The following is a 25,023-nucleotide window of genomic DNA, read 5'->3' on the forward strand; positions in this document are numbered from 1 at the left end:
TGGAAGCCGCAACAATGTCTGAAACCACTCTGCTCGCCGTCAACGGCACGTTAATGCGCGGGCTCAAACTCAATCCAAACATGTTGGCCGCGGGCGGGCGCTTTGTGCGCGAAGACCAGACCGACGCCTATTACCGCATCTGGAGTGTCAACGATGACCACCCCGGCATGATGCGCGTGGGCGAAGGCGGCACCAGCGTCGCGCTGGAAATCTGGGAACTGCCGATGGCGTCATTCGCGTCGCTGTTACTGTCCGAACCCGCTGGCCTGTGCATCGGCAAATTGCAGCTGCGCGACGGCCAGCAAGTGCTGGGCGTGCTGGCGGAACCGTGGCGCGTGGAAGGCCAGACCGAGATCACCCGCTTTGGCGGCTGGCGCGCTTATGTCGACCAGCTCAGTCGCGCCAGCACCGAGGCGACTTTCCGCATCTGACGGTCTGTTCAATCACTGTTTATTACTTTCCAGGAGATGATCATGCGTTCATCCCGTTCTGATACTGCACCTGGTTATCGCATTGCGATGATCTTGCTTGGCATTGCCGTTACCCCGGTTCTGCTTTCTTCTTCCAGCATTGGCAGCCAGTTGGCCAATGGCGACTTGTTGCGCGTGGTGGGCCTGGGCGGCCTGATCCTGGCCATTATTTCGGCCATCACCATTTGCGTGGGCGAAAAAGCGCGTCTGCCTACCTACGGCATCGTCAAATTTGCATTTGGCGAAAAGGGCGCCATCGCCATCAATGTGCTGTTGGCCATCAGCCTGTTTGGCTGGATTGCGGTTACCGCCAATATGTTTGGGCATTCAGTGCACGACTTGCTGGCGCAACACGGGCTGGAGATTCCCACCCCGCTGCTGGTGGCAATCGGTTGCATCATTTTTGTGGCGTCTACCGCGTTTGGCTTTGCCATCCTCGGGAAGGTGGCCCAGTTTGCCGTGCCAGTGATTGCGTTGATGCTGTGCTACATCGTGTATCGCGCCACCCACGCCCAACTGCCGCCGGTAGTCGTCAATGCCACGATGTCGCCCGGCGTGGCGGTGTCCTCGGTGGTCGGCACCATCATCGTACTGGTGGCCACGCTGCCCGACTTTGGTTGCTTTGTGCACGATCGCAAACATGCGTTGATCGCTGCCATCAGTTCGTTTTTGATTGCCTATCCGCTGCTGTACTGGGCCGGGGCTACCCCGAGCGCGCTGACGGGGCAGAGTTCGTTGCTGGGTGCGATGGCATTGATGGGCCTGGTGCTGCCCACCGCGCTGCTGCTGATCTTTGCAACGGTAACCGGTAACGCCGGCAATATGTTCCAGGGCACGCTGGTGGTGTCGACACTGCTGACGCGTTTCCCCAAGTGGCAGATCACCGTCGCGCTGGGCGTACTGTCCTTTATTGTCGGCAGCATGGACATCATGGCGTGGTTCATTCCCTTCCTGCTGTTCCTTGGCATCGCTACACCGCCGGTTGCAGGTATTTATGTGGCCGATTTCTTCCTGTATCGCCGCAACGGTTATGACCAGGACAGCCTGCAGGCCGAACCGCCCATCAAGCTGTTGACGTTCCTGGCCTGGCTTATTGCCTCGCTAACGGGTTTCATGACAGTGAAGGGCTATTTTGTGTTGACCACGATTCCGTCGGTTGACTCAATTCTGGTGGCCAGCGTGTGCTACGCCGTGCTCAGCCGCCTGGCCCCGCGCCGCAAACTGCAAACCGCGTAATCAACACAGGCGATCAGGAGTCGCAGCATGTTCATATCGAGTGAAACGATACGCATCGTGCGCCTGGTCGCCCGTTATCAAAGCATCACCGCGGCGGCGGTACAGATCCACAAAGTGCCGTCGGCCATCAGTTACACCGTCAAAAAGCTCGAAGAACAACTGGGCGTTGATTTGTTCGTACGCAAGGGCTCGTATATCGAGCTCACTCCAGCGGGCGAGTATTTTGTCGGGCATAGCAAAAGCGTGCTGGACGATCTGGAAGCCCTCAAGCGCAATACCGCGCTGGTGCATGAAGGCATTGAGCGCGAACTTAAAATTGCCGCCAACAACATCGTGCCGCAGGCGGTGCTGATCAACATGATCTGCCAGTTCGAAACGCTGTTTCCTTCCACCCAGATCAGCATGGCCCGCGAGGTCTACAACGGGTGCTGGGAGGCGCTGTACAGCCGTCGCGTCGATCTGGTGATCGGCGGCCCGCATGTGGTGCCCAGTTCGGAAGGCGTGATCAGCCATAGTCTGGGTGAACTGGACTGGGATTTTGTCGTCGGCGCCGACCATCCGTTGTGCCAGCAGCCCGAACCGCTGCCCACCAACGATCTACGTCAGTTTGCCGCCATCTGCATTCGCGACACCGCCATCAATTTTCATCCGCAACAAGCCTGGCTGCTGAACGGGCAAAAACCGGTATACGTGCCCGACTTTGCGACCGCGATGGCGCTGATCCAGTACAACGCAGGCATCGGCTACGTGCCGCGGCATCTGGCCGCGCCGCTGATTGCGCAAGGTTTGCTGATCAAAAAAGAATTGCAGGAACACAAACACGCCACGCATCTGTTCCTGGCGCATCGCACTGAAGGCATGGGCCGGGCGCGACGTTGGGCGGTGGATTGGCTGTTGCAGCCGGAAATCCGGCCGCTGCTCTGCGGCCAGAACGCCCCCGAAAGCGCAGCCGTGCTGCCGGTACAGGGCAGCACGGTTTAACGCCTGCAGCGATCAACTCACTGGGTTTATTGGCCGAGTGCAGCAGCCACTGCATCGCTCAGCGTGGCAGTCGGTCGGCCAATCAGTTTGCTCAACTGCTTGTCTTCATTAAACAGGGTGTTTTTGCTAGCCCCGTTATCGCTATCGGCCAGCAAATCGGCCACCACCTCCGGCAAGCCCACATCGATCAGCGCTTTTTTGTAGCCTGCTTCATCCAGATGCACATAGTTGACCGGCTTGCCGGACTGGCGCGCAATTTCGGCCGCCAGTTGCGGGCCGGTATAGCTAGAGTCTCCCGCCAGTTCGTATACCTTGCCCGCCTGGTCATCGCTGGACGTCAGCACCACGGCCGCAGCCGCCGCATAGTCGGCGCGCGCTGCAGCAGAAATCTTGCCCTCGCCCGCCACGCCCAGTACCGCGCCGTGTGCCACCGCATTGGCCGCCCCGCCAACCTGATTTTCCAGATACCAGCCATTACGCAAGAATACATAGGGCACGCCCGACGCCTTGAGCGCAGCTTCGGTCTGACGATGTTCTTCGGCCAGGCCCAGCAGCGAGGTATCGGCATGCAGCACGCTGGTATAGGCCACCAGTTTTACGCCGGCTGCCTTGGCTGCATTAACCACGTTTTTATGTTGCGTGGCGCGTTGGCCCAGCTCGTTGGAGGAAATCAGCAGTACGCGGTCCACACCGGCGAATGCTTTTTCCAGACTGGCGCTGTCGGTGTAATCGCCGATGCGGGTTTCCACACCTTGCGCCTTGAAGTCCTCAGCGGCTTCCGGCTTGCGCACCAGTGCGATGATCTGGCTGGCGGGCACGCGCTTGAGCAATTCGGCGATGGTCAGACGGCCCAGTTGACCGCTGGCGCCAGTGACCAGAATGCGTTGTTGAGTTGCAGACATGTTGCTTCCTTGTAGGTTTTAAAAAGAGGACAGGTCTATAATAGAGACCGCCTTCCAAGGCCACAAGGAGGCAGTTTTTCCGCTCAAGGTTACCCAAAAGGAACCCACCATGAATTCCCGCAGCACCGTAGACAGCCTGTTTGGCGCCATGCAGAGCGACACTTTCGATGCAACCCAATGCCCGGTGCGCAATATTCTCGATCGCATTGGCGATAAATGGACATCGTTGGTGCTGGTGGCGCTGGCTGATCGGCCGCATCGTTTTAGCGAACTGCAACGCGCCGCGCCCGATATTTCCAAGCGCATGCTGACGCAAACGCTGCGCCAGCTGGAGCGCGATGGCCTGATCACCCGCCAGGTGTTTCCGACCAAACCGCCCGCTGTGCAATATCAACTGTCGCCGTTGGGTGTGTCGGTCCTGGAGCCGCTAGGCCATCTGATTGACTGGGCCAATCGCAGCTACGACCAGATTCTCAGCGCGCGCGCTGAATACGACAGCGCCAACCCTGCCTCCGCGCTGCCTGTCAACGCTTAAGCGCGCCACCCCGCCACTCTTCCTGTTGTCATGGCGTGGTCATCATTTGTTTCTATAACAAACGAAACCATAAACAGGGTCACGCCAGCGCGCCCGCCCGCGACCATAGGGCATCGTCTGACACGCGCATGCGCCGTCTACGAATAGGCGCAGCCACGCACGCGGGGCATCATGACCCACCCGTCGCGTCTGTCGCGGCGCGGCGTCGGCGAGACCCAGCAAGGAGATGCCATGAGTTTTGCCCCATCCAGCGACGCCGCCGCTCAGGCGTTGCACGAACGCTACCGCCAGGTGCGCGCGCATACGCTGGCTCTGGCCGCGCCGCTTTCGGCGGAAGACCAGTGCATCCAGTCCATGCCCGATGCCAGTCCGACCAAATGGCATCTGGCACATACCACCTGGTTCTTTGAAACGGTGCTGCTACAACGCCACGCGCCCGGCTATGTGTTGCGCGATGAGCGTCTGCACTATCTGTTCAATTCGTATTACGAAGCGCTGGGCCCGCGGCATCCGCGCCCCTTGCGCGGCTTGATTACACGGCCCGGTCTGGATGAAGTCATGGCATTCAGACAGCACGTTGACGCTGCGGTCGAGCAATTGCTGCAACACGCCGATGACGCGCTGCTGGCGCAAATCACACCGATTATCGAGCTTGGCCTGAACCACGAGCAGCAACATCAAGAGCTGTTGCTCACCGACATCCTGCATGCGTTTTCTTGCAACCCGCTGCTGCCCGCCTATCTGGTCAAACGCCAGCCGGTCACTTCGGCGCCTTTGCGCTGGCTGGCGCAGCCGGGTGGTGTGGTCGATATCGGCATGCCAGCTGACAGCGGCCAATTCTGTTTTGATAACGAAACGCCGCGTCATCAGGTTCTGCTGCAGCCGTATGCCATTGCCAACCGCCTGGTCACCTGTGGCGAATTCGCCGCCTTTATCGCCGATGGCGGCTACCAACGCGCCGACCTGTGGTTGTCGGACGGCTGGGCCACGGTGCGCGCGCAAGACTGGCGCCATCCGGCCTATTGGTTGGCGCCCGATGACCCACGGCGCCCATTTCAGCAACGTGACGATCTGCCTGCCGATCGCTGGTGGGTATTTGGTCTGGATGGCGTGCAGGCGCTGCAAGCCGACGCGCCGGTCGCGCAGCTTAGTTTTTATGAAGCGGCTGCGTATGCCGCATGGGCCGACGCGCGCTTGCCGACCGAATTTGAATGGGAAGCCGCGTGCAACGCTGCCGGCATCACCCAGTGGGACGATCAGGTCTGGCAATGGACCCGCTCTTCCTACGACCCGTACCCGCGCTTTGAGCCGCTGGAAGGCATCGCCGCCGAATACAACGGCAAGTTTATGGTCAGCCAGGTGGTGTTGCGCGGCGGCAGTGTCGCCACGCCGGCGGGCCACACGCGGCCGACTTATCGCAATTTCTTTCCGCCCGCCGCACGGTGGCAATTCTCTGGCGTGCGCCTTGCACGTGATCTTTGAACCGACTCCGGAAAAACAGACATGCGCTCTTATATTCCTGCCCAAGCTGACGCTGCACCGCTCTTTGATTCCACCGAGCTGGATAGCCAATCCGCCCGGGCCGCTTTCGCCCAGGATTTGCTAAGCGGCCTGAAACGCACGCCCCGCACGGTGCCCGCCAAATATTTTTATGATGCGGCCGGTTCGGCGCTGTTTGATCAGATCTGTGAACTGCCGGAGTACTACCCGACGCGCACGGAGCTTAAAATCCTGGCCGATTTCGCACCGCAAATGGCCGCGCAAATCGGGCCGGATGCCGAGCTGATCGAGTTTGGCGCGGGCTCGCTGACCAAAGTGCGCTTGTTGCTGGATGCGTTTGAGACGATCAATGCGCCGACGTGTTACCTGCCGATTGATATCTCGGGCGAGCATCTGGAAAACGCGGCTCAGCGTTTGCGCACTTTGTACCCGCGTTTGAACGTAAAGCCGGTGGTGGCCGACTATATGCAGCCGATGTCATTACCCGCCACCGAGTCACCGCGCGGCCGGCGCGTCGGGTTCTTCCCGGGCTCCACCATCGGCAATATGGAACCGGACGAAGCGCTGAGCTTTCTGCATTCCGCCGCCGAAATGCTGCGCGGCGGTGGTTTATTGATCGGGGTGGATCTGGTCAAAGACCCGGCACGGCTCCATGCGGCGTATAACGATGCGCAAGGCGTGACGGCGGCGTTTAACCTGAATATGTTGCGGCGGGCCAATCTGGAACTGGACGCCTCGTTTAACCCGGCGGGCTTTAATCACTACGCCTACTACAACCCGATCTTGCAGCGCATCGAAATGCATCTGATCAGCAAACGAGATCAGACCGTGTCGGTGATGGGCCAGCGCTTCAGCTTCCGCGAAGGCGAAACCATCCATACCGAAAATTCGCATAAATACACCATCGATGGCTTTCGCAATCTGGCGGTGCAGGCGGGTTTCCGCGCCGGGCCGACGTGGACGGACGCGGAAAATCTGTTCAGCGTGCATTGGCTGCATGCGCCAGCGGCCTGAAAGAACGAGGCTATTGCGGTACTCAGGATTTTTTTGGGGGATACTGCGTGAGGTACTGCAGAAAGGATCGGTTGCCGGGTGGGCGCATCAAGCAGGTTTAATCACTGTTTGATGGCGTCCCCACGGGGATTCGAACCCCGGTTATCGCCGTGAAAGGGCGGTGTCCTAGGCCTCTAGACGATGGGGACCTGGCAACGGTACTGCTGGGATATGCATAAAGAAGAAGTGGTGCGCCCGGAGCGATTCGAACGCCCGACCCTCTGGTTCGTAGCCAGATACTCTATCCAACTGAGCTACGGGCGCACTGCTAACTTCACTACACATTTACTGCTCTTGATGCCACTGGAAGAGTGGCGTCCCCACGGGGATTCGAACCCCGGTTATCGCCGTGAAAGGGCGGTGTCCTAGGCCTCTAGACGATGGGGACCTGTAAACTGAAACGGCTACCCAAGGTGTGTTGCAAGCTTGAGTAGCCGCATCTGTTCTGGTGGAGCTAAGCGGGATCGAACCGCTGACCTCTTGCATGCCATGCAAGCGCTCTCCCAGCTGAGCTATAGCCCCGATATTCTGGTCTGGGTATTGCCGTTTTTCTGCTTTCTGGTGGCTCGCCACCGAAAGAGACACGCATTCTAGGAGAGAACTTAAAGCCTGTAAACCCCTGTTTGCGATGTTTTGCAAAAAAACTTTAAAAACGTCTGTTTGGTGGAGCTAAGCGGGATCGAACCGCTGACCTCTTGCATGCCATGCAAGCGCTCTCCCAGCTGAGCTATAGCCCCCCAAAGAGGAGCGCATTAAACGGGATTTACGCACGGCTGTAAACCCCTTTTTAACGCGATCCACTTTATTTGTGTGATCCGCCGTGGCTTACCACAGCGACCACCAACGCTCGGTGTTCCAGTAACTGTCTTCCAGCACCTTGGTGTTGGGGTAGTTCTGCAACAGCACGCGTTTGGCGTCGTCACGCAATTGCACGAGCTGCAGCTTGTCATACGAGCGCACCATAATGCCCAGCGCCGGCTCAACCTGCTTGGTATTGCTATAGGTTTCGAGCAGCGATTTACCACGGTTGGCCGCGGCCAGATAAGCGCCGCGCTTGTAGTAATACTTGGCCACATGCAGCTCGTGGTTAGCCAGCGCGCCAATCAGATAACCCATACGCGTGCGGGCATCTTCGGCGTACTTGCTATCCGGAAAGCGTGTAACCAGCTCTTTGAAGGCATCGTAGGAGTCCAGCGCGGACTTGGGATCGCGCTCCGACATATCCTGCTTGGCCAGCACCGACAAAAAGCCCTGGCTATCGTTAAAGTTGACCAGGCCCTTCAGATACAGTGCGTAATCCATTGAAGGATGCGCCGGGAAGGTTTTGATAAACCGGTCGATCGAGGCCAGCGCCAATGCGGGATCACTGTTCTTGTACTGGTTGAACGCGGTTTCCAGCACGGCCTGTTGCGCATAGCGGCCGTACGGATAGCGGGCTTCCAGCTTCTCGAACAACTTGGTCGAGGCATCCCAGTTATGGTCGTTCTGATCAGCCTTGGCTTCGGAATAAATCTTTTCCGCGGACCAGCCTTTGGTTTCGTCCTCACCCTCGGGGTTGGACGCACAACCAGCCAGTAAAATACCGGCCACAGTAAACGCGAGGATTCGCGGTAAAATCTTGTTCATGATGAATCCCGAATTAGAACCCGACGATTATAGCGATTTCGCTGAGCCCCGTGTCTTGATCGTGCCGGCCGATTGTGCCGGCATGCGTCTGGACGCCGCTTTGGCTAAATTGCTGCCCGATTACTCCCGCAACCGCCTCGCCACCTGGGTCAAAGACGGCCTGGTGACGGTGGATGGCGCCGCCGCCAGCCCCAAGACCAAGCTGTGGGGCGGCGAGAGCATGAGTGTAACCATACAACCCGATCCGCACGAGGTGGCTTTTACCGCCGAAGACCTGCCGCTGGATGTGATTTACCAGGATGACGCCATCCTGGTCATCGACAAACCAGCCGGTCTGGTGGTGCACCCGGGCAGCGGCAACTGGAGCGGCACGCTGCTCAACGGCCTGCTGTTTGCCTATCCCGAGCTCAAACAAATACCGCGCGCCGGCATCGTACACCGGCTGGACAAAGATACGAGCGGCCTGATGGTAGTCGCGCGCACGCTGGCCGCGCAAAACCATCTGGTACGGCAGTTACAAAGCCATACCGTGGCGCGGCATTATCTGGCGATTGCTCAGGGCATGGTCGAGCGCGATGGCACCGTCGACGCGCCGATCGGCCGCCACCCGCGCGAGCGCATCAAGATGGCCGTGGTGGGTACCGGCAAACACGCGGTTACGCACTACTGCGTGCTGGAAAAATTTTCGCAACACACGCTGGTGGAATGCCGCCTGGAAACCGGCCGCACCCATCAGATCCGGGTGCATATGGCGCACATCGGCCATCCGCTGGCGGCCGACCCAGTCTATAGCGGCCGCCCCAAACGGCTGGAGCCCGAACTGCTGTTGGCGCTGGAAGACTTTGATCGCCAGGCGTTGCACGCGCGCAAGCTAAGCCTGACGCATCCGGTGACCGGTAAAACCATGATGTGGCGCTCGCCGATTCCGGTTGATTTTGAATCGTTGCTGGCAGCAATGCGCGCACAAGCCGGCATCGATGAAGTCTGGGATGACGATGAAGAAGGCTGGGGTGACGACGATGATGACGTCGAGGTGATTTATGTCCGCGAGTGACGGCATGGATATCAATACCCTCGCCGGCCCCCTGCCCGCCTCCGCGCCGGCCAAGGCCGACCTCATTACGCCGGACTGGCCCGCCCCCGCCCACGTGCGCGCCTTGATGACCACGCGCGCGGGTGGCATCAGCGTTGCACCATTTGCCAGCCTCAACCTCGGCGATCATGTCGGCGATGACCCCGCCGCAGTCGCGCATAACCGCGCGCTGGTGCGCAGCTGGCTGCCCGCCGAGCCCAAGTGGCTGACGCAGGTGCACGGTACGGTGGTCGCAGAAACGGGCGGTTGTGCTGCCGATGCCAGCATCAGCCGCGTGCCGGGCGAGGTCTCGGTGATCATGACTGCTGATTGCTTGCCCGCCTTGTTTTGCGATCGCGCCGGAACGGTGGTGGCCGCAGCACATGCCGGGTGGCGAGGCTTGTGCGACGGTGTGCTGGAGGCCACCTTGGCCAGCATGGGCGTTGCACCGGATCAGATACTGGTCTGGCTGGGCGCCGCGATTGGCCCGCAGCAATTTGAAGTGGGAGACGAAGTGCGCGCGGCGTTTGTTGAACGTAACGCCCAGGCGACCACCGCGTTTGTCCCCGGCGCGCAACCCGGCAAATGGTTGGCGGATATCTACCAACTGGCGCGGCTTCGCCTGGCTGCCGTGGGCGTCACGGCCGTCTATGGCGGCGATCTGTGCACCGTCAGCGACGCCGCGCGCTTCTTCTCGTATCGCCGCGACAAACAGACCGGCCGCATGGCCGCACTGATCTGGCTGGACTAAGCACACAGGGTGGGTCCAGACCCACCACCCAATGCCGTTTGCCAGCTAAGCAATACGGGTTGCGGCTTTGAGTGGTGGGTCTTGACCCACCCTATTGCGGGCCCTTTTGCTTTTCCGCCGCCATTTCCTGGCGCTTTAATTGGCCCCGGCGTTTCAGCCAGAAAATCAGCCACGCCGGCAAGAATCCCAGAAAGAAAAAGAAGATCACGCCCTTGAGCACGCTGCCCATGGTCACCGCGATCATGAAGATCACGTACAGATAACCGATCAGAACGATGTACATCGCAAATATCCGGTCTGGCACCTGCGGCCAGCGCAAAAACAAAGCGTGAACGGCAGGCAGGCTGCGGTTCACGCTGGGGTCAATGCGGCGCGGAGGGCCGCATTGCGACGTCTACGTTCAGCCGCGCTTGTCGGCTTCGATCAGCGCATAAGCCGAGTGGTTATGAATCGATTCAAAGTTCTCCGATTCCACCACATAGGCCACCACGCGCTGCTCGGTGTTCAGTTGCGCCGCCACATCACGCACCATGTCTTCCACGAATTTCGGGTTGTCATAAGCGCGTTCGGTCACGTACTTCTCGTCCGGGCGCTTCAGCAAGCCCCACAGTTCGCATGACGCTTGCGCTTCGACCAGTTCCACCAGCTCTTCAATCCACAGATGGTCGCCCAGCGTGGCGGTGACGGTGACGTGCGAGCGCTGGTTGTGCGCGCCATATTGCGAAATCTGCTTGGAGCATGGGCACAGGCTGGTCACCGGCACCAGCACTTTCAGCTTCATTTCGTATTCGCCGTTACGGATTTCGCCAATCAGCGTGACATCGTAATCCAGCAAACTTTGCACGCCCGACACCGGCGCAGTCTTGTTGATGAAATACGGGAAACGCATTTCGATATAGCCGGCTTCGGCCTCCAGCGCGGTGCACATTTCGCGCAGGATGGTCTCGAACGATTCCACCGAAATTTCTTTTTCGTGGCTGTTCAGAATCTGCACAAAGCGCGACATGTGCGTGCCTTTGAAGTGCTGCGGCAGAAACACATACATATCGAACGTGGCGATGGTGTGCTGGATGCCATCGGCGCGGTCGGCTACACGCACCGGATGGCGAATCGACTTGATCCCCACCTTGTTGATGGCGATGTTGCGGGTGTCTTCAGAACTCTGCACGTCCGTTAATGGCTGGACGTTGTTGTGCGGCGCATTCATGGCCTGCTCCAGATCGGTCTTACGCAAAGGCGGCATTATAACGCGGTCGAATACCCGAGTAAACTTCTCAGGTTTTTTCGGGCTATCGCTTAATAAAAATCGATAGCCACGTTATATAGACGTAAGCGGAATTTAAAAGGACGCTAACGCGCGCCGGGCGGCAGGCCCAGCATCATGGCGTTAACAAAGCGGGTGTAGCCATCGATCAGCAATTGCACCTGATGCGGCATGGCGGGCAGCGTCAGATACAGCGAACCCATGCCGATCATCAACATGATGGGAAAGCCGATCGCAAAGATATTCAGCTGCGGCGACGCGCGCGTCATCACGCCCACGGCCAGGTTGGTCACCAGCAACGAACCCACCACCGGCATCGACAATTGCAAACCCACGGTGAAGATAATCGCACCCTGGTTAACCAGCAGCATCAGTGGTCTGGCGCTAAGTGGTTCGGCGGTGGGTGGCATCTGGGTAAAGCTTTCGATCAGTGTGCGCAGTACGATCAGATGGCCGTTCATGGCCAGAAACAGCAGCGTGGTCATCAAGCTTAAAAACTGCGCCAGTACCGGCACGCTGGTGTTGTGCTGCGGATCAAAAAACGAAGCGAAGCCCAAGCCCATCTGCAAGCCCGCCACATGGCCCGCCATTTCGACGGCGGAAAACACCAGCCGCATAGCCATGCCGATCATCAAGCCGATGATCATCTGGTTAACCGCGATCATGATGCCCACGGCCGACAACACCGGCACATTGGGCATGGCGGGCAGCACCGGCGCAATCAACACGGTAAGCAGCAGCGTAAAGCCCACGCGCACCGTTACCGAAATCGAACCACTGCTAAAAAACGGATCAGCCAGAAACAGCCCGAAGATGCGCATGAACGGCCACAGCAACAGTGCCATCCATGCGTTGATCTGGGCATCGGTAATGGTCAGCATGCGTTAGCCAATCATCGACGGAATGCTCTGGAACAGGCGTACGGTGTAGTCGGTAATCTGCCCGATCATCCACGGACCGGCCAGGATAAACACCAGAAAAGCGGCCAGCAGTTTGGGGATAAACGACAAGGTGGATTCGTTGATCTGCGTGGCGGCCTGAAAAATACTCACGACCAAACCCACCAGCAAAACGGTGATCAGCACCGGGCCGCCCAGCAGCACCAGTACTTCCATCGCCCGTTGCACGAGCGTAATGACTGTTTCTGGCGTCATCTGCGTCTCCTCGCTAACCGGTATAGAAGCTTTGCACCAGCGAACCCATCAACAGCGTCCAACCGTCCACCAGCACAAACAACATCAGTTTGAACGGCAACGCCAGCGTAACGGGCGACACCATCATCATGCCCATCGCCATCAAGATGCTGGCCACCACCAGGTCGATGATCAAGAACGGGATAAACACCATAAAGCCGATCTGGAACGCGGTTTTAAGCTCGCTGGTGACATACGCGGGCACCAGCACACGCAGGCTGACGTCTTCGGGGCCATTGGGCTGTTTAGCGCCTGACACCTCGATAAAGAACGCCAGATCGCGCTGGCGCGTCTGCTTGAGCATAAAGTCCTTCAGCGGCACGGCGGCGCGGTCGAGGCCTTCATTAAAGGTGATTTTTTGCTCGTTATACGGCAGATAGGCCTGGGTGTAGATCTTGTCCAGCACCGGCGACATCACAAAAAACGTCAGAAACAACGATAGACCCACAATCACCTGATTAGGCGGGCTTTGCACGGTGCCCAATGCCTGGCGCAGCAAAGACAGCACGATCACGATGCGCGTAAACGCCGTCATCATCAGCAATACCGCAGGCAAAAACGTCAGCGCCGTCAAAAACAACAGCGTTTGCAGTGGCAAGCTATACGCGGTGCCGCCTGCCCCACCTGGCGTGGCGGTCATAAACGGGATGCCGGCATCGGCCGCCCACAGCGCGCCGCTCAGGCTTAGACCCGCCAGGGCAAACATCGCCAGCAATGCGCGCTGGCCCGGCAGATGGCGCTTGCACGCACGCGCCAGCACGGCAACAAAAGCCTTCATGGAGCACGTCTCTTTTTCATCAGCTCGGCCAGCTTGCCGGCAAACGGCGCGGCCACCGGCTGTACCAGCGGCGCGTCTGCGGGGCGCGGCCGCGTGTGCAGCAGGCTTACGTTTTGCGGCGTAACGCCCACCACCAGCCAGGTGTCGTCCATCTCGACAATCACCACACGTTCTTTGGGGCCGACCATCACGCCAGACACCACGCGCAAGCGGTTATTAACCCCGCCTGGCACCAGCGAAAAGCGGCGCATCAGCCAGGCGGCGCCGAAGATCAGCGCCAGCACAAACGCCAGCGCCAGCACCACTTGCAACAACTGGAAGAACGAGGACGAAGACACCACGGGCGCGGCGGCCGCAGCACTGGCGCGGGCGCTGGCCGAAGCCGAACCCAGTGCGTGGCCCAGCGGGCTGGCCGTGATAAACACAAAAGCCAGCGCGGTGGCTGGCTGCAGTCGGCGGAGCATGCAGGTTACTTGTGCAGGCGGCGGATGCGTTCCGCCGGAGTAATGATGTCGGTGAGGCGGATACCGAACTTGTCGTTGACCACCACCACTTCGCCTTGCGCGATCAGACAACCGTTGACCAGCACATCCATCGGTTCGCCCGCCAGGCCGTCGAGCTCCACCACCGAACCTTGCGCCAGTTGCAGCAAGCTGCGGATGGCGATTTTGGTACGGCCCAGCTCCACGGTCAGCGTCACCGGAATATCGAGAATCATATCGATATTGTTGGGCGCACCCGGCGGCACGGCGCCAGTATCAAAACGCTGGAAAATATCGGCAGCCTGCACATTGGGTGCAGGCGCGGCAGCGGCGGCCGCTTGTTCTTGCGCGGCGGCGCGGGCATCAGCCTCGGCTTGCTCAGCCAGGGCGGCGGCCCAGTCGTCCAGGCCTTCTTCTTGCGGCTCGTCAGCCATTGGCGTCTCCACGGTTTGCATCTTCCGCCGCGGCGGCGGATTCAGGCCCGTTTAATATCTTGTTGACCTTGAGGGCGTATTGGCCGTTGAGAATACCATAGTTGCATTCCAGCACCGGCACGCCATCCACCTCGGCCATGATCGCTTGCGGAATCTCCAGCGAGATCACGTCACCGGCTTTCAGGTTAAGGATTTCGCCCAGTGTCACATCGGTATTGCCGAGCGTTGCCACCAGATCCACCTCCGCGTTCTGCACCTGCTTCTGCATCAGATTAAGCCAGCGGTTATCGGCTTCGATGCGGTCGGCCTGCATCGAGCTGTACAGCAAATCGCGGATCGGCTCGATCATCGAGTACGGCAGGCACACGTGGAAATCACCGCCGCCTGCGCCCAGTTCGATCTTGAAGGTATACGCCACCACCACCTCGGTGGGCGTGGCGATATTGGCAAACTGCGTGTTCATCTCGGAGCGCACATAGGCAAACTCGCATTCGAACACGGGCTTCCAGGCTTTCTGGTATTCCTCGAACACCACTTCCAGCAAGCGCTGGATAATGCGCTGTTCGGTCGGGGTAAAGTCACGCCCTTCCACGCGCACGTGGTAGCGGCCATCCGAGCCAAACAGGTTATCCACCACCAGAAACACAAAATCGGGGTCAAAAATAAACAGCCCCGTGCCGCGCAACGGCTTCATGTGGATCAGGTTCAGGTTGGTGGGCACCACCAGATTGCGGATGAATTCGGAATATTTTTGTACGCGTACCGGCCCCACCGAGATCTCGGCGTTGCGGCGCATAAAGTTGAATAACGCCACGCGCAAATTACGCGCAAAGCGTTCATTGATGATTTCCAGCGTGGGCATGCGCCCGCGCACAATGCGTTCCTGGCGACCAATGTCGTACGCACGTACGGCGCCCGCGTCGAGGTTTTCCTCAACGCTTTCTTCCTCGCCGGTTACGCCGCGTAGCAGCGCATCGACTTCTTCCTGGGAAAGAATATCGTCTGCCATCGCCTGGAATTACATGTTCTCTGATGCTTGTGGGCTGGATTTTTCCGCGCCATGGCGGCAACGGAAAAAGTTTGAATCTGACGGCCAGGATACCCGGAAAATGCGCCGGGCTCCAGGCCGTGTAATTCATTGTATTAATTTTTGTCGCCGCGCAATTCTTGTTTGCGCTGGCGCTTAAAGCAAAGCGCTGGCCATGGCCCACGCCGGTTGTTGCAAAGCTTTACTGCACGATAAAGGTCGTAAAGTTAACCGACAGTACGCCTTCGTCGTCACTGGTAATGCCCAGAATCTTGTTGATGACACCACGAATTTCGCGGCCCAGCTTGTCGGTGCCATCCGGCGCGCGCACATCTTCGGGCGTTTTGCTGCGTAACAGCTTGTTTACATCGCCCTGGATTTGCGGCAAATAACTTTTCAGCTTTTCTTGCGTTTCGGCGTCCGCCACCTGCACCGTAATGTCGGTCTGCAGCATGACGTCGGTATCGCCGGAATTCAGGTTAACCGTAAATTGCGACAGCTTTTCGAAGATCGGCGGTGCATCGTCTTTCTTCTTCGATTTCTCTTTCTTGGCCTTGGCCTCTTTCACTTGCGTCTCAGTACCCGCGCCATCCGCACCATCGGCGCTATCGCTGTTATGCATCATCAAGAATGCAGCTACACCACCGCCAATCAGCACGATCAGTAAAACCACACCAATGATCACAAACAACATGACCTTGCTTTTGCCCTTGGCGGGCGCTGCATCTGACATAAATCCCTCGCACGAGAATGACGGTGACATACAAACGCCCCGGGGCTAACCGGGGCGAATGGGTCATTACGACCTTTGCGCCAGATTATCTTGCCCACCCGCTGTAAAGCCAAGCCAGGCGTGCTCCTGGGCGTCGGGGCGCCATCATACCTGAGCAAGGGGTCAGGTGACGATGGGCGGCGCAAAATCGGCATGCATTCGCTTGGTTTATATATCACAAACTCAAGCAAAACAAAGGATAAGGATAGTTATTTGAGAATATGCGTGCGGTTTTGTCAGCAATTAACCACAGCCGCCAGATATAGGGCGGGTCAAGACCCACCCGTCAAAGCTACTGACCCGTGCCGCGGCGTCGGAATACCGTTGCAGGCGACGGGTCTTATGTTCTGAACCCCACCTGCCAGGCGATACCCCATTGCAACGCTATTAGCCAGGCACTTTGAATGGTGGGTCTCGACCCACCCTATGCCTGTTTAAACAAACAGGTTCAGCCCCGAGCGCGCGACCGGGATTTTGACGTCGGTCAGCCGCGTCACCGTGGTCGTGTCGTCGCTATTGCCAAACACACCGCTATTACGGCGCTGGCTGCCGGATTGCTGTTGTTGCTGCGCTTGTTGCTGCGCTTGCTGGTTCAGCGAATCCGAAGCCACCTGCACATTGGTCAGCGTGATGCCCTGATCGGCCAGCAAAGCTGTCAGCCTGGGCGTCGCGGCGGCCAGTGCTTCGCGCACATTGGCGTGCTGCGAAGTGAAGATCACGCTGGCCTGATCTTGCGCCATCGATAATTTCACTTCCATCGGGCCCAGATTCGGCGGGTTCAGTTGCATTTCCATATGCTGTTCCTGCTTGCCCACCATGATGGACACCTGCTGCGCCACAGCCGCACCCCATTTATCCGAACCTACCGGCTCGGCCACAGTGCGCGTGGTCGGCGTGGCTTGCGCTGCGGTGGCGGCGTGGGCGCGAGCCGATGTGCCACCGGTCAGCGCCGACAAAGCGCTGGCGTTGGCCTGATCCTCGCCCTGCGCGGCATCCCCGTCTTTGTCGGTCACGCCCAGCGTCAGCGGCAAATCCTTGCCGTCGGCGGCAAGATCATCCGCCTTTGCCGCCTGCTTGCCGCTATCGGCTTGCAACGCTTTTAACAGATCGGAGGCCTTTTCTTTGGGGTCGGCCTTGGCCGTGTCATCCTTTTGCGAAGCCAGCAAGGCGCTCAATGTTTTGGCGCTGGTGGCGCTACTGCTGCCGGTCTTGCTGGCGTCCAGAACATCGGTGATTTGCTGCGCGCTGGCCGAGGTATCGGCGGTCGGATCCTGCGGGGCCGCTTGTTGCGCCAGTTGCGCCTGCAACAGTGCCAGCCATGGCGCTACCGTTTGCGCTGTATCCGCCGCGCCGCCCGCATCCTTGCTGGCGTCGTTGATCGGGCCGCTGCTGGTGGCGGCCGCCTTGCCATCATCGCTGGAGGCGTTTTGCTTGTTACTGTCCTGCGCGTTGCTTTGCTGTTGCGCATGTTGCATATGCACGATCTGTTTGGCGTCGGCCAGCGAAGCGCTAAAGCTTTGGTCACTGCTGCCCGACTTGCTGGACGAGGACGAGCTACTGGGGCTGGGGGTAGCGGCAAACGTGTTGATCGCATTGGCGGCGGCCATCGGAATCTTCCTGAAACATGGTTTTGCACTGGTAGAAGCAAAAGCAATGCCAGCGGCTGCGCCATGCCCGTCGCGCCCATCGCCCAGGACTATTCTGAGCGCTGAAAACCGCGTGATAGACTGCGGAGCATTACGCGGGAAGGAGGCGCCATGGCTGAAGATTCAGATGCAGAAAAAACAGAACCCGCCTCTGGCAAGCGCCTGGAAGAGGCGCGACAGAAAGGTCAGGTACCGCGTTCGCAAGAGCTCGGCTCGTTTGCCATCATGATCACCGGCATGCTGGCGATGGTGGCGCTCGGCCCCAAGCTGGCCATCGCCATCGAACAGATCTGCCGGCGCGAACTGACGTTTAACCACGCCACGGTGTCTGATCCGCAACAAATGTTCATTCATTTTATGGCCGCTGGTCAGCAGGCGCTGTTTGCGTTTCTGCCGATTGCCGGTGCCTGCGTGGCGGTCGCGCTGATCAGCCCGATGGCGATTGGCGGTTTTTTGTTTACCGGTACCGCGTTTGCCCCCAACTTTGGTCGCCTTAATCCGGCCAGCGGCATCGGCCGCATGTTCTCGGTCCGTGCGTTGGTCGAGGCGGGCAAAGCCATCCTCAAGACAGGCCTGATCGGCGGCGTGGCGGTGACGGTACTGTGGCGCGAGAAAGATCAGTTTTTGCAGCTGATTGTGATGCCCACCGAAGTCAGCATGGCCTATGTGCTGGAAATGGTGCGCTACACCTTGCTGCTGGTAATTGGCTCGATGGGCCTGATCGCCGCCATCGACGTGCCCTACCAGCTATGGGACTACTACAAAAAACTGCGCATGACCAAAGAAGAGGCCAAGCAGGAATCCAAAGAATCCGACGGCGACCCGCAAATCAAGGCGCGTATCCGCCAGATGCAACGTCAGGCCGCGCGACGGCGCATGATGCAGCAAATCCCCAAGGCGGATGTGGTGGTCACCAACCCGACGCACTATGCCGTGGCCTTGCAATACAACGAGCGCATGCGCGCGCCCAAGGTGGTGGCGAAAGGCTCGTATCTGCTGGCCGAACGCATTATTGATCTGGCGCGCGAAAGCAACGTCACCGTCATCCGCACGCCGCCCTTTGCCCGCGCCTTGTACCACCATACCGATCTGGACGAGGAAATCCCGGCTGCCCTGTATACTGCCGCAGCCGAAGTGCTGGCTTATATCTATCAGCTTAAAAACTGGAAGCGCGAGGGCGGTACCGAACCCACGCTCAACGACGATTTGCCGGTGCCCACCGAGCTGGACCCCGAAGCGACCACTGCCTGACACGATCAAACGAGATCACCCGAACCATGAAATTCCGGTCTTACCATGTGGCGTAACATCAACCTCACCCGACTGGCCGGCCCTGCGCTGGTGCTGATGGTGCTGGGCATGATGATTTTGCCGCTGCCGCCGTTTGCCCTTGATATGTTCTTTACCTTCAACATCGCGATGTCGGTGGTGGTGTTGATGGTGGGCCTGTACACGCGCGAGCCGCTGGAGTTTTCGGCCTTCCCCACCGTATTGCTGTTTACCACGCTGCTGCGGCTGTCGCTGAACGTGGCGTCCACCAAGCTGGTGCTGACACAAGGCCACACTGGCGAAGGCGCGGCCGGCCAGGTCATTGATGCGTTCGGCCACGTGCTGATTGGCGGCAACCTCACCGTCGGGATCGTCTCTTTTGTCATCCTGACCATCATCAACTTCGTGGTGGTGACCAAAGGTGCGGGCCGGATCGCCGAAGTGAGCGCGCGCTTTACGCTGGATGCCATGCCCGGCAAACAGATGGCCATCGACGCCGATTTGAACGCCGGCCTGATCGGCGAAGAAGATGCGCGCCGTCGTCGCTCCATCATCGCGCAAGAGGCCGACTTTTTCGGCTCCATGGATGGTGCGTCCAAGTTTGTTCGCGGCGATGCCGTCGCCGGTATTCTGGTTATGGTGATCAACATTGTCGGCGGCTTGATCGTCGGCATGGTGCAGCACGATATGGCCTTTGCCGACGCGGGCCGCACCTACACGCTGCTGACCATCGGTGATGGCCTGGTGGCGCAGATTCCTTCGCTGATCATCTCGGTCGCGGCCGGTATCGTCGTGTCGCGGGTTGGCACCGACGAAGATTTGTCATCGCAATTGCTGGGCCAGTTGTATGGCCGACCGCAGGTGATGTACATCACCGCGGGCGTGATGGCGCTGCTGGGCGTGATTCCCGGCATGCCGCACGTGGCGTTTCTCAGCATGGCGGCCATGGCGGGCGGCCTGGCCTATAACACTGCGCAACGGCTGGAACGCCAAGGCCTGGCCGTCGCGGGCCCCGGTGGCGCGGTGGTGCCGCCGGGTCAGCCCGGCGTACCACAACAACCCGGTGCGCCGGGCGCCCCGCCAGGCCAACCCGGCGCAGCGGCTCCGGCCGAACAGCCGTTGCAAGAAGTCAGCTGGAACGACGTGCAGCCGGTTGATCCGATCGGGCTGGAAGTCGGCTACCGCCTGATTCCGCTGGTGGACCGTAATCAAGATGGCGAACTGCTGCGTCGAATCCGCGGCATCCGCAAAAAGATTGCGCAAGATCTGGGTTTTCTGGTGCCCGCGGTGCATATCCGCGACAACCTCGAACTCAAACCCAACCAGTACCGTATTCAGCTCAAGGGGGTGGATGTGGGCGCAGGCGAGGCCTATGTCGGCCAGTGGCTGGCCATCAACCCCGGCAACGCCGCAGGCCAGTTGTCTGGCACGCCCACTAAAGACCCCACCTTCGGCCTGCCCGCGGTCTGGATCGACGCCAGCCTGCGTGATCCGGCGCAATCCATGGGTTATACGGTGGTGGACGCCTCCACTGTGGTGGGTACGCATATCTCGAATGTGCTGCAAAGCCACGCCGCCGAGTTGCTCGGCCGCGAAGAAGTGCAGGCACTGATCGACCACTTTGCCCGCGAAGCGCCCAAGCTGATCGAAGACCTGGTGCCCAAGATCATCCCGGTGGGCATCGTGCAGAAAGTGCTGCAGAACCTGCTGGAAGAAGGCATGCACATCCGCGATCTGCGCACGATCCTGGAAACGCTGGGCGAGCATGTCGGCCGCACGCAAGACGTAGATGATCTGACCGCCGCGGTGCGGGTTGCGCTCGGTCGCGCCATCATTCATCAGTTGTTTCCGGGCGAACAGGAACTGCCCGTCATCACGCTGGAACCGCAACTCGAAAACATTCTGGTGGCCGCCGCCAGCGGTAAATCGCAAGGCGGACTGGAACCGGGCCTGGCCGAGCGTTTGCTCAAGCAGGCCTCTACCGTCACCGAAGAACTCGAAGCGCAAGGCTTTAACCCGGTGCTGATTACGCCGGGCCAGTTGCGCCCGATGCTGAGCCGCTTTTTGCGCCGCTCGATTCCCAATCTGCGCGTGATTGCACACAACGAGATTCCGGACACCAAGTCCATCCGTATCGTCGGCGTGCTGGGCGCGGCATAAACGTTGGCTCTGGCGCGCAATCCGCTGGCAAAACCCGCATGGGCGAGTGCGAAAGCACAACGCCCGCGTACGCCGCTTGGCGATAACCCCCTGCGCCCGCATAATGGCCCCTTGTTAAAGCATCACATGAAGATCAGCGACTGACTGCGATGGTCGTAAAAAAATTCTACGGCGCCACCACACGCGATGCCTTGCGGCAAGTTCGGGATGAACTCGGCCCCGACGCTCTGATCCTGTCCAACCGACAGGTAGCAGGCGGCGGCGTAGAGATCATGGCCGTTGCCGATGCAGACGTCGCCGCTCTGACCAGTGTGCAAACGGTCAGCGCCTCGCCACGCGCCAGCGCGCGTGCGGCGCAGAATGGCGCGCGGCTGATGCGCTCGGCGCAAGACGAACCGACCCCGGCCGCCCCGGCCCCCATCAACCGGGCACTGGCGCGCTCTTACGCCATTCCCGATGAAGATAGCGAGCCGTCGCTGGATGATCTGCCCAGCGATGTGATTCCGGTGGGCATGCGCAGCAACCGTGGCGCACGGACTGAGGTACCCCGCAGCGAACCGTATATGGATCGCGCTGCTGCACCTGCGCCCGCGCCGATCGCCGCACCTGCTCCGATTATTCCCGCCGCCATGCCCGCAGCAACGGCGCATGGCCACAATGGCGTGCATATGCCGGCTGAGCCGTTGGCCTCGGCCAATTGGCAAACGCCAGCCGCACCCGCGCCACGCCCGACGCCCAACCCGGCAGCCGGCCTGAATCCGCTGGCCGCGCGACCCGAACCGGTGGCGCCACGGCCTGCGCCGCGTCGTGACAGCGGTCGGCCTGCCAGCAATTTCCGCTACGAAGAAGAAAACCAGGCCCATGCGCCCAATGGCGCAGATAAAGAAGCGATGGAAGACATCGCGCGCGAAATCCGCATGTTGCGTGGTTTGCTGGAAAGCCAGATTGCCGGCATGGCCTGGGGCGAACTGTCGCGCCATGCGCCGGAAAAACTTGAAGCCCTGCGCCAGTTGCTGGCCACCGGTTTCTGCCCCGCCTTGTCGCGCCAACTGGTCGACAAGATGCCCGATCTGACGCTCGACGCCGGCATGCGCTGGATCAAGGCCGCGTTGTCACACAATCTGCCCACCATCGGCAACGAAGACGATCTGATTGCACGCGGCGGCATCTACGCCTTTATCGGCCCCACCGGCGTGGGCAAAACCACCACCGTGGCCAAGCTGGCCGCGCGTTGCGCCTTGCAGCACGGCCCCGAATCGGTGGCGCTGCTGACCACCGATAGCTACCGGATCGGCGCGCAAGATCAGTTACGCATTTACGGCCGCATCATTGGCGTGCCGGTACACGACGTCAAAGACGATACCGACCTGGCGTTGACGCTGTCCGACCTGCATGACCGTCATCTGGTGCTGATCGATACCGTGGGTATGGGCCAGCGTGACCAGCGCATCAGCGAACAACTGGCAATGTTCTCACACGACCGCGTCGCCACCGTGCTGCTGCTGGCCGCCAATGCGGCGCCCGCCACGCTGGACGACGTGGCGCGCCGTTACAAAAATCCGCTGCTGGCAGGTTGCATCCTCACCAAACTGGATGAGGCGATGAGCCTGGGCGGTTGTCTGGATGTGGCTATCCGCCATCGACTGGCCTTGCAGTTCGTCACCAATGGTCAGCGCGTGCCGGAAGATCTGCATCGCGCCAATGTCGATTATCTGATCGACCGCGCATTCCGCTCGCAAGGCGACAACCCGGCCTACCAGTTGCGTCAGGACGAATATCCCCTCTATATGGGCGCCCAGCCCGGCGTAACCGAAGCGCCGCTGGATATCCCGCCAGGCCCGCGTCGTGGCTAAGGGCTGGCGCGATCAGGCGGCAGGCTTGCGCGCCCTGATCGGGCCCCGGCCTTGTCGCAGCATCAGTCTGAATGGTGGTCGCGGCGGCAGTGGCGCTACCACGCTGGCCATCAATCTAGCCGCGGCGCTGGCCGAACGCGAACGCGAAGTGCTGTTGCTGGATGAGTTTGAGGGCATGAGCAACAGCATGCATCGGCTACGCGTGGCCGGTGGCTACGATTTCGAATCGGTCTTACGGCGTGAAGTCTCCCTGGCCGATGCGGTGGTGCTTAGTGCCGCAGGCTTTGGCATTCTGCCCATTAGCGCGCGCCCGCAAATGCTGGCGGGCCTGAACGAACGCGAACTGGCCTGGCTGGCGACTGAATTTGAAATGCTGACGGCCGAAACCGATTTTCTGCTGCTCGACACGCGCCCCACCACCTTGTCCGGCGTGCCCAGCCTGTCGCTGGCGGCCGATGATGTGCTGGTGATTGTGTCGCAAAACGCCGAATCGATTACCGATGCCTATGCCACGCTCAAAATCCTCTATACCGAATACGCACGGCGCGAATTCCGCATTCTGGTTAATCGCGTAGAGCGCTTGTCCGATGCCGAGATGATTTTTGAACGCATCAGCAGTGTGGCGCGCCAGTATCTGGGCGATGGCATCCGCTTGCGCCTGGTGGGTTATGTGCCCGAAGACGAATTGCTGAAACGCGCTACCCGCCTGGGCCGCAGCGTAATCGAAGCATTTCCGGACGCCGAATCCAGCCATGCCTTTCGCCAACTGGCCGATGCGATGCTGCGCTGGAAACGCTCGGGCCATCACACGGAAACGCCAGGCCATTTTGTTTACCGGCTGGTTGAAAGCAGCCGCATTCTGACCGACCGACTTCAACGCTAGTCCAACCCACCGGCCAACAATGCCCGCAGCCTCCACCGCCTTGCCGCCGATTGCCAGCCTGGAACTCCGCCGCGATGACGCGGGCGCTGTGCTGTATATCAGCGGCCGGCTGGATGCGCCGGGCAGCGCGCAAATCTGGCCGCAAGCACGGCAACTGGTGCACGGCGAGATCCGTGTGGATGCCAGCGCCGTCACTTATTGCGATGGCGCGGGTCTGGCGCTGCTATATGACGTTATCCAGCGCGGCGCAACCGTCGAACACCTGCCGGATCGCTACGCCACGTTGCTGGCACAGCTTGACCCCACCACCCCGCTAAAAACTGCCCCTGCCGTCGTATCGCCGCCGTTTCTGATTGGTCTGGGGCAGCGTGCGCTTGCCGCGTGGCAACAGTTGTACCAGGCGATCGCGTTTATCGGTGAACTCAGCGCCGCCGTCGCGCTGGTGTTGCGCAATCCGCGCCAGTTGCGCCTCGGCGAAACGCTGCTGCATTGCGCCAAAGCGGGCGCGGATGCATTGCCGATTGTGGCGTTGGTGTCCTTCCTGTTGGGCGTCATTCTTGCGTTCCAGTCGGCGATCCCGATGCGGCAGTTTGGCGCGGAATTGTTTGTGGCCAATCTGGTGGGCCTGGCATTGGTGCGAGAACTCGCTCCGCTGATTACCGCCGTACTGCTGGCGGGCCGTACCGGGGCCGCGTTCGCCGCCGAGATCGGCACCATGAAGGTCAATGAAGAAATCAACGCGCTGGTTACGCTGGGCCTGGAGCCGGTGCGCTTTCTGGTGCTGCCGCGCGTATTGGCGGTGACCTTGATGGCCCCGTTATTAACCGTGCTGGCCGAGGTGATCGGCATTTTTGGCGCCGCGCTGGTGTTGCTCACGTTCAATATTCCGTTGATGACCTCGGCCGGTCAGGTGATGGATACGGTCGGCTTTACCGATTACATCGGCGGCTTGGCCAAAGCTACTTTCTTTGGCTTTGGCGTGGCCGCCATCGGCTGCTTGCGGGGCCTAAGCACCGGCGCGGGGGCCAGCGCGGTGGGCAACAGCACCACGCGTGCGGTGGTCAGCGCCATTGTCATGCTGGTGGTCACCGATGGCTTGTTTGCCGTCGCTTTCTTCTACCTGGGCTGGTAGCACC

The 25,023-nt window shown here is 60.0% G+C and carries 25 protein-coding genes and 5 tRNA genes; 13 read left to right on the forward strand and 17 right to left on the reverse strand.

Features of this window, described 5'->3' with window-relative positions:
- The first annotated feature begins 14 nt into the window (after nt 1-14).
- The 3 genes from WG78_RS17580 to WG78_RS17590 are packed head-to-tail and all read left to right on the forward strand — an operon-like array spanning nt 15 to nt 2,687.
- Nucleotides 15-431, forward strand: coding sequence for an allophanate hydrolase-related protein (locus WG78_RS17580; RefSeq protein WP_053939151.1), 417 nt, complete (start codon nt 15-17; stop codon nt 429-431).
- 42 nt (nt 432-473) lie between these two features.
- Nucleotides 474-1,706, forward strand: a complete 1,233-nt coding sequence (locus WG78_RS17585; RefSeq protein WP_152969279.1) for a cytosine permease — start codon at nt 474-476, stop codon at nt 1,704-1,706.
- Nucleotides 1,707-1,733: 27 nt separating this feature from the next.
- Nucleotides 1,734-2,687, forward strand: a complete 954-nt coding sequence (locus tag WG78_RS17590) for a LysR substrate-binding domain-containing protein (protein WP_053939153.1) — start codon at nt 1,734-1,736, stop codon at nt 2,685-2,687.
- 26 nt (nt 2,688-2,713) lie between these two features.
- Here the strand turns inward: WG78_RS17590 and WG78_RS17595 are convergent, their stop codons facing one another.
- Complete coding sequence (locus WG78_RS17595) at nt 2,714-3,589, reverse strand: SDR family oxidoreductase (protein ID WP_053939154.1); 876 nt, start codon at nt 3,587-3,589, stop codon at nt 2,714-2,716.
- Nucleotides 3,590-3,698: 109 nt separating this feature from the next.
- Between WG78_RS17595 and WG78_RS17600 the strand changes: the two genes are divergently transcribed.
- The 3 genes from WG78_RS17600 to egtD all read left to right on the forward strand — a co-directional run bounded on the left by WG78_RS17600 (nt 3,699) and on the right by egtD (nt 6,638).
- Nucleotides 3,699-4,124 carry a winged helix-turn-helix transcriptional regulator gene (locus WG78_RS17600; protein ID WP_053939155.1) on the forward strand — a complete coding sequence of 142 codons (426 nt, stop codon included), beginning with the start codon at nt 3,699-3,701 and terminating at the stop codon, nt 4,122-4,124.
- Between the two features lie 231 nt (nt 4,125-4,355).
- Complete coding sequence (egtB, locus tag WG78_RS17605) at nt 4,356-5,606, forward strand: ergothioneine biosynthesis protein EgtB (RefSeq protein ID WP_053939203.1); 1,251 nt, start codon at nt 4,356-4,358, stop codon at nt 5,604-5,606.
- 21 nt (nt 5,607-5,627) lie between these two features.
- On the forward strand, nt 5,628-6,638 hold the full coding sequence (egtD, locus tag WG78_RS17610; protein ID WP_053939156.1) for an L-histidine N(alpha)-methyltransferase: 1,011 nt from the start codon (nt 5,628-5,630) through the stop codon (nt 6,636-6,638).
- A gap of 112 nt (nt 6,639-6,750) precedes the next feature.
- On the opposite strand, the gene WG78_RS17615 is transcribed toward egtD, so the two are convergent.
- The 6 genes from WG78_RS17615 to WG78_RS17640 form a co-directional block, all read right to left on the reverse strand.
- Nucleotides 6,751-6,826: transfer RNA gene (locus tag WG78_RS17615), tRNA-Glu, on the reverse strand.
- Nucleotides 6,827-6,864: 38 nt separating this feature from the next.
- A tRNA-Arg gene (locus tag WG78_RS17620) sits at nt 6,865-6,941 on the reverse strand.
- A gap of 48 nt (nt 6,942-6,989) precedes the next feature.
- Nucleotides 6,990-7,065 (reverse strand) — tRNA-Glu (locus WG78_RS17625).
- A gap of 58 nt (nt 7,066-7,123) precedes the next feature.
- Nucleotides 7,124-7,199, reverse strand: a tRNA-Ala gene (locus WG78_RS17630).
- Nucleotides 7,200-7,338: 139 nt separating this feature from the next.
- Nucleotides 7,339-7,414, reverse strand: a tRNA-Ala gene (locus WG78_RS17635).
- 88 nt (nt 7,415-7,502) lie between these two features.
- A complete protein-coding gene (locus tag WG78_RS17640; RefSeq protein ID WP_083459314.1) occupies nt 7,503-8,303 on the reverse strand; it encodes an outer membrane protein assembly factor BamD in 801 nt (266 codons plus the stop codon).
- Here WG78_RS17640 and rluD point away from each other — a divergent pair.
- Nucleotides 8,302-9,357, forward strand: coding sequence for a 23S rRNA pseudouridine(1911/1915/1917) synthase RluD (rluD, locus tag WG78_RS17645; protein ID WP_053939157.1), 1,056 nt, complete (start codon nt 8,302-8,304; stop codon nt 9,355-9,357). The two genes, WG78_RS17640 and rluD, sit on opposite strands and share 2 nt — an antisense overlap.
- A 4-nt stretch (nt 9,358-9,361) precedes the next feature.
- A complete protein-coding gene (gene pgeF / locus WG78_RS17650; protein ID WP_053939158.1) occupies nt 9,362-10,126 on the forward strand; it encodes a peptidoglycan editing factor PgeF in 765 nt (254 codons plus the stop codon).
- A gap of 91 nt (nt 10,127-10,217) precedes the next feature.
- Here the strand turns inward: pgeF and WG78_RS17655 are convergent, their stop codons facing one another.
- From WG78_RS17655 to WG78_RS17700, 10 genes are all read right to left on the reverse strand, one after another.
- On the reverse strand, nt 10,218-10,409 hold the full coding sequence (locus WG78_RS17655; protein ID WP_053939159.1) for a hypothetical protein: 192 nt from the start codon (nt 10,407-10,409) through the stop codon (nt 10,218-10,220).
- Nucleotides 10,410-10,526: 117 nt separating this feature from the next.
- On the reverse strand, nt 10,527-11,333 hold the full coding sequence (gene folE2 / locus WG78_RS17660) for a GTP cyclohydrolase FolE2 (RefSeq protein ID WP_053939205.1): 807 nt from the start codon (nt 11,331-11,333) through the stop codon (nt 10,527-10,529).
- A 143-nt stretch (nt 11,334-11,476) separates the two neighbouring features.
- A complete protein-coding gene (gene fliR / locus WG78_RS17665; protein WP_053939160.1) occupies nt 11,477-12,271 on the reverse strand; it encodes a flagellar biosynthetic protein FliR in 795 nt (264 codons plus the stop codon).
- Nucleotides 12,272-12,274: 3 nt separating this feature from the next.
- Nucleotides 12,275-12,544, reverse strand: coding sequence for a flagellar biosynthesis protein FliQ (gene fliQ, locus WG78_RS17670; RefSeq protein ID WP_053939161.1), 270 nt, complete (start codon nt 12,542-12,544; stop codon nt 12,275-12,277).
- A gap of 13 nt (nt 12,545-12,557) precedes the next feature.
- A complete protein-coding gene (gene fliP / locus WG78_RS17675; RefSeq protein ID WP_053939206.1) occupies nt 12,558-13,289 on the reverse strand; it encodes a flagellar type III secretion system pore protein FliP in 732 nt (243 codons plus the stop codon).
- 68 nt (nt 13,290-13,357) lie between these two features.
- Nucleotides 13,358-13,825, reverse strand: a complete 468-nt coding sequence (gene fliO / locus WG78_RS17680) for a flagellar biosynthetic protein FliO (RefSeq protein WP_083459315.1) — start codon at nt 13,823-13,825, stop codon at nt 13,358-13,360.
- 5 nt (nt 13,826-13,830) lie between these two features.
- Nucleotides 13,831-14,277, reverse strand: a complete 447-nt coding sequence (gene fliN / locus WG78_RS17685; protein ID WP_053939208.1) for a flagellar motor switch protein FliN — start codon at nt 14,275-14,277, stop codon at nt 13,831-13,833.
- Nucleotides 14,270-15,286: a flagellar motor switch protein FliM gene (fliM, locus tag WG78_RS17690; protein ID WP_053939162.1), complete on the reverse strand. Its 1,017-nt coding sequence runs from the start codon at nt 15,284-15,286 to the stop codon at nt 14,270-14,272. Before fliM ends, fliN begins: the two co-directional genes overlap by 8 nt.
- A 220-nt stretch (nt 15,287-15,506) precedes the next feature.
- Nucleotides 15,507-16,037: a flagellar basal body-associated FliL family protein gene (locus WG78_RS17695; protein ID WP_053939163.1), complete on the reverse strand. Its 531-nt coding sequence runs from the start codon at nt 16,035-16,037 to the stop codon at nt 15,507-15,509.
- A 473-nt stretch (nt 16,038-16,510) separates the two neighbouring features.
- Nucleotides 16,511-17,683 carry a flagellar hook-length control protein FliK gene (locus WG78_RS17700; RefSeq protein WP_053939164.1) on the reverse strand — a complete coding sequence of 391 codons (1,173 nt, stop codon included), beginning with the start codon at nt 17,681-17,683 and terminating at the stop codon, nt 16,511-16,513.
- Between the two features lie 150 nt (nt 17,684-17,833).
- Between WG78_RS17700 and flhB the strand changes: the two genes are divergently transcribed.
- The 5 genes from flhB to WG78_RS17725 all read left to right on the forward strand — a co-directional run bounded on the left by flhB (nt 17,834) and on the right by WG78_RS17725 (nt 25,019).
- Complete coding sequence (gene flhB, locus WG78_RS17705) at nt 17,834-18,973, forward strand: flagellar biosynthesis protein FlhB (RefSeq protein ID WP_053939165.1); 1,140 nt, start codon at nt 17,834-17,836, stop codon at nt 18,971-18,973.
- 45 nt (nt 18,974-19,018) lie between these two features.
- Nucleotides 19,019-21,151, forward strand: coding sequence for a flagellar biosynthesis protein FlhA (gene flhA / locus WG78_RS17710; RefSeq protein WP_053939166.1), 2,133 nt, complete (start codon nt 19,019-19,021; stop codon nt 21,149-21,151).
- A gap of 149 nt (nt 21,152-21,300) precedes the next feature.
- Complete coding sequence (flhF, locus tag WG78_RS17715) at nt 21,301-23,004, forward strand: flagellar biosynthesis GTPase FlhF (protein WP_053939167.1); 1,704 nt, start codon at nt 21,301-21,303, stop codon at nt 23,002-23,004.
- Nucleotides 22,997-23,887, forward strand: a complete 891-nt coding sequence (locus tag WG78_RS17720) for a MinD/ParA family ATP-binding protein (protein WP_053939168.1) — start codon at nt 22,997-22,999, stop codon at nt 23,885-23,887. The genes flhF and WG78_RS17720 overlap by 8 nt, the downstream gene beginning before the upstream one ends.
- Before the next feature lie 19 nt (nt 23,888-23,906).
- Nucleotides 23,907-25,019 (forward strand): ABC transporter permease, encoded by a 1,113-nt coding sequence (locus tag WG78_RS17725; protein WP_053939169.1) that lies wholly within the window; start codon nt 23,907-23,909, stop codon nt 25,017-25,019.
- The last annotated feature ends 4 nt before the right edge of the window (nt 25,020-25,023 follow it).

Origin of the sequence: Amantichitinum ursilacus, from assembly GCF_001294205.1 — a bacterium.
Taxonomy (GTDB): Bacteria; Pseudomonadota; Gammaproteobacteria; order Burkholderiales; family Chitinibacteraceae; genus Amantichitinum; species Amantichitinum ursilacus.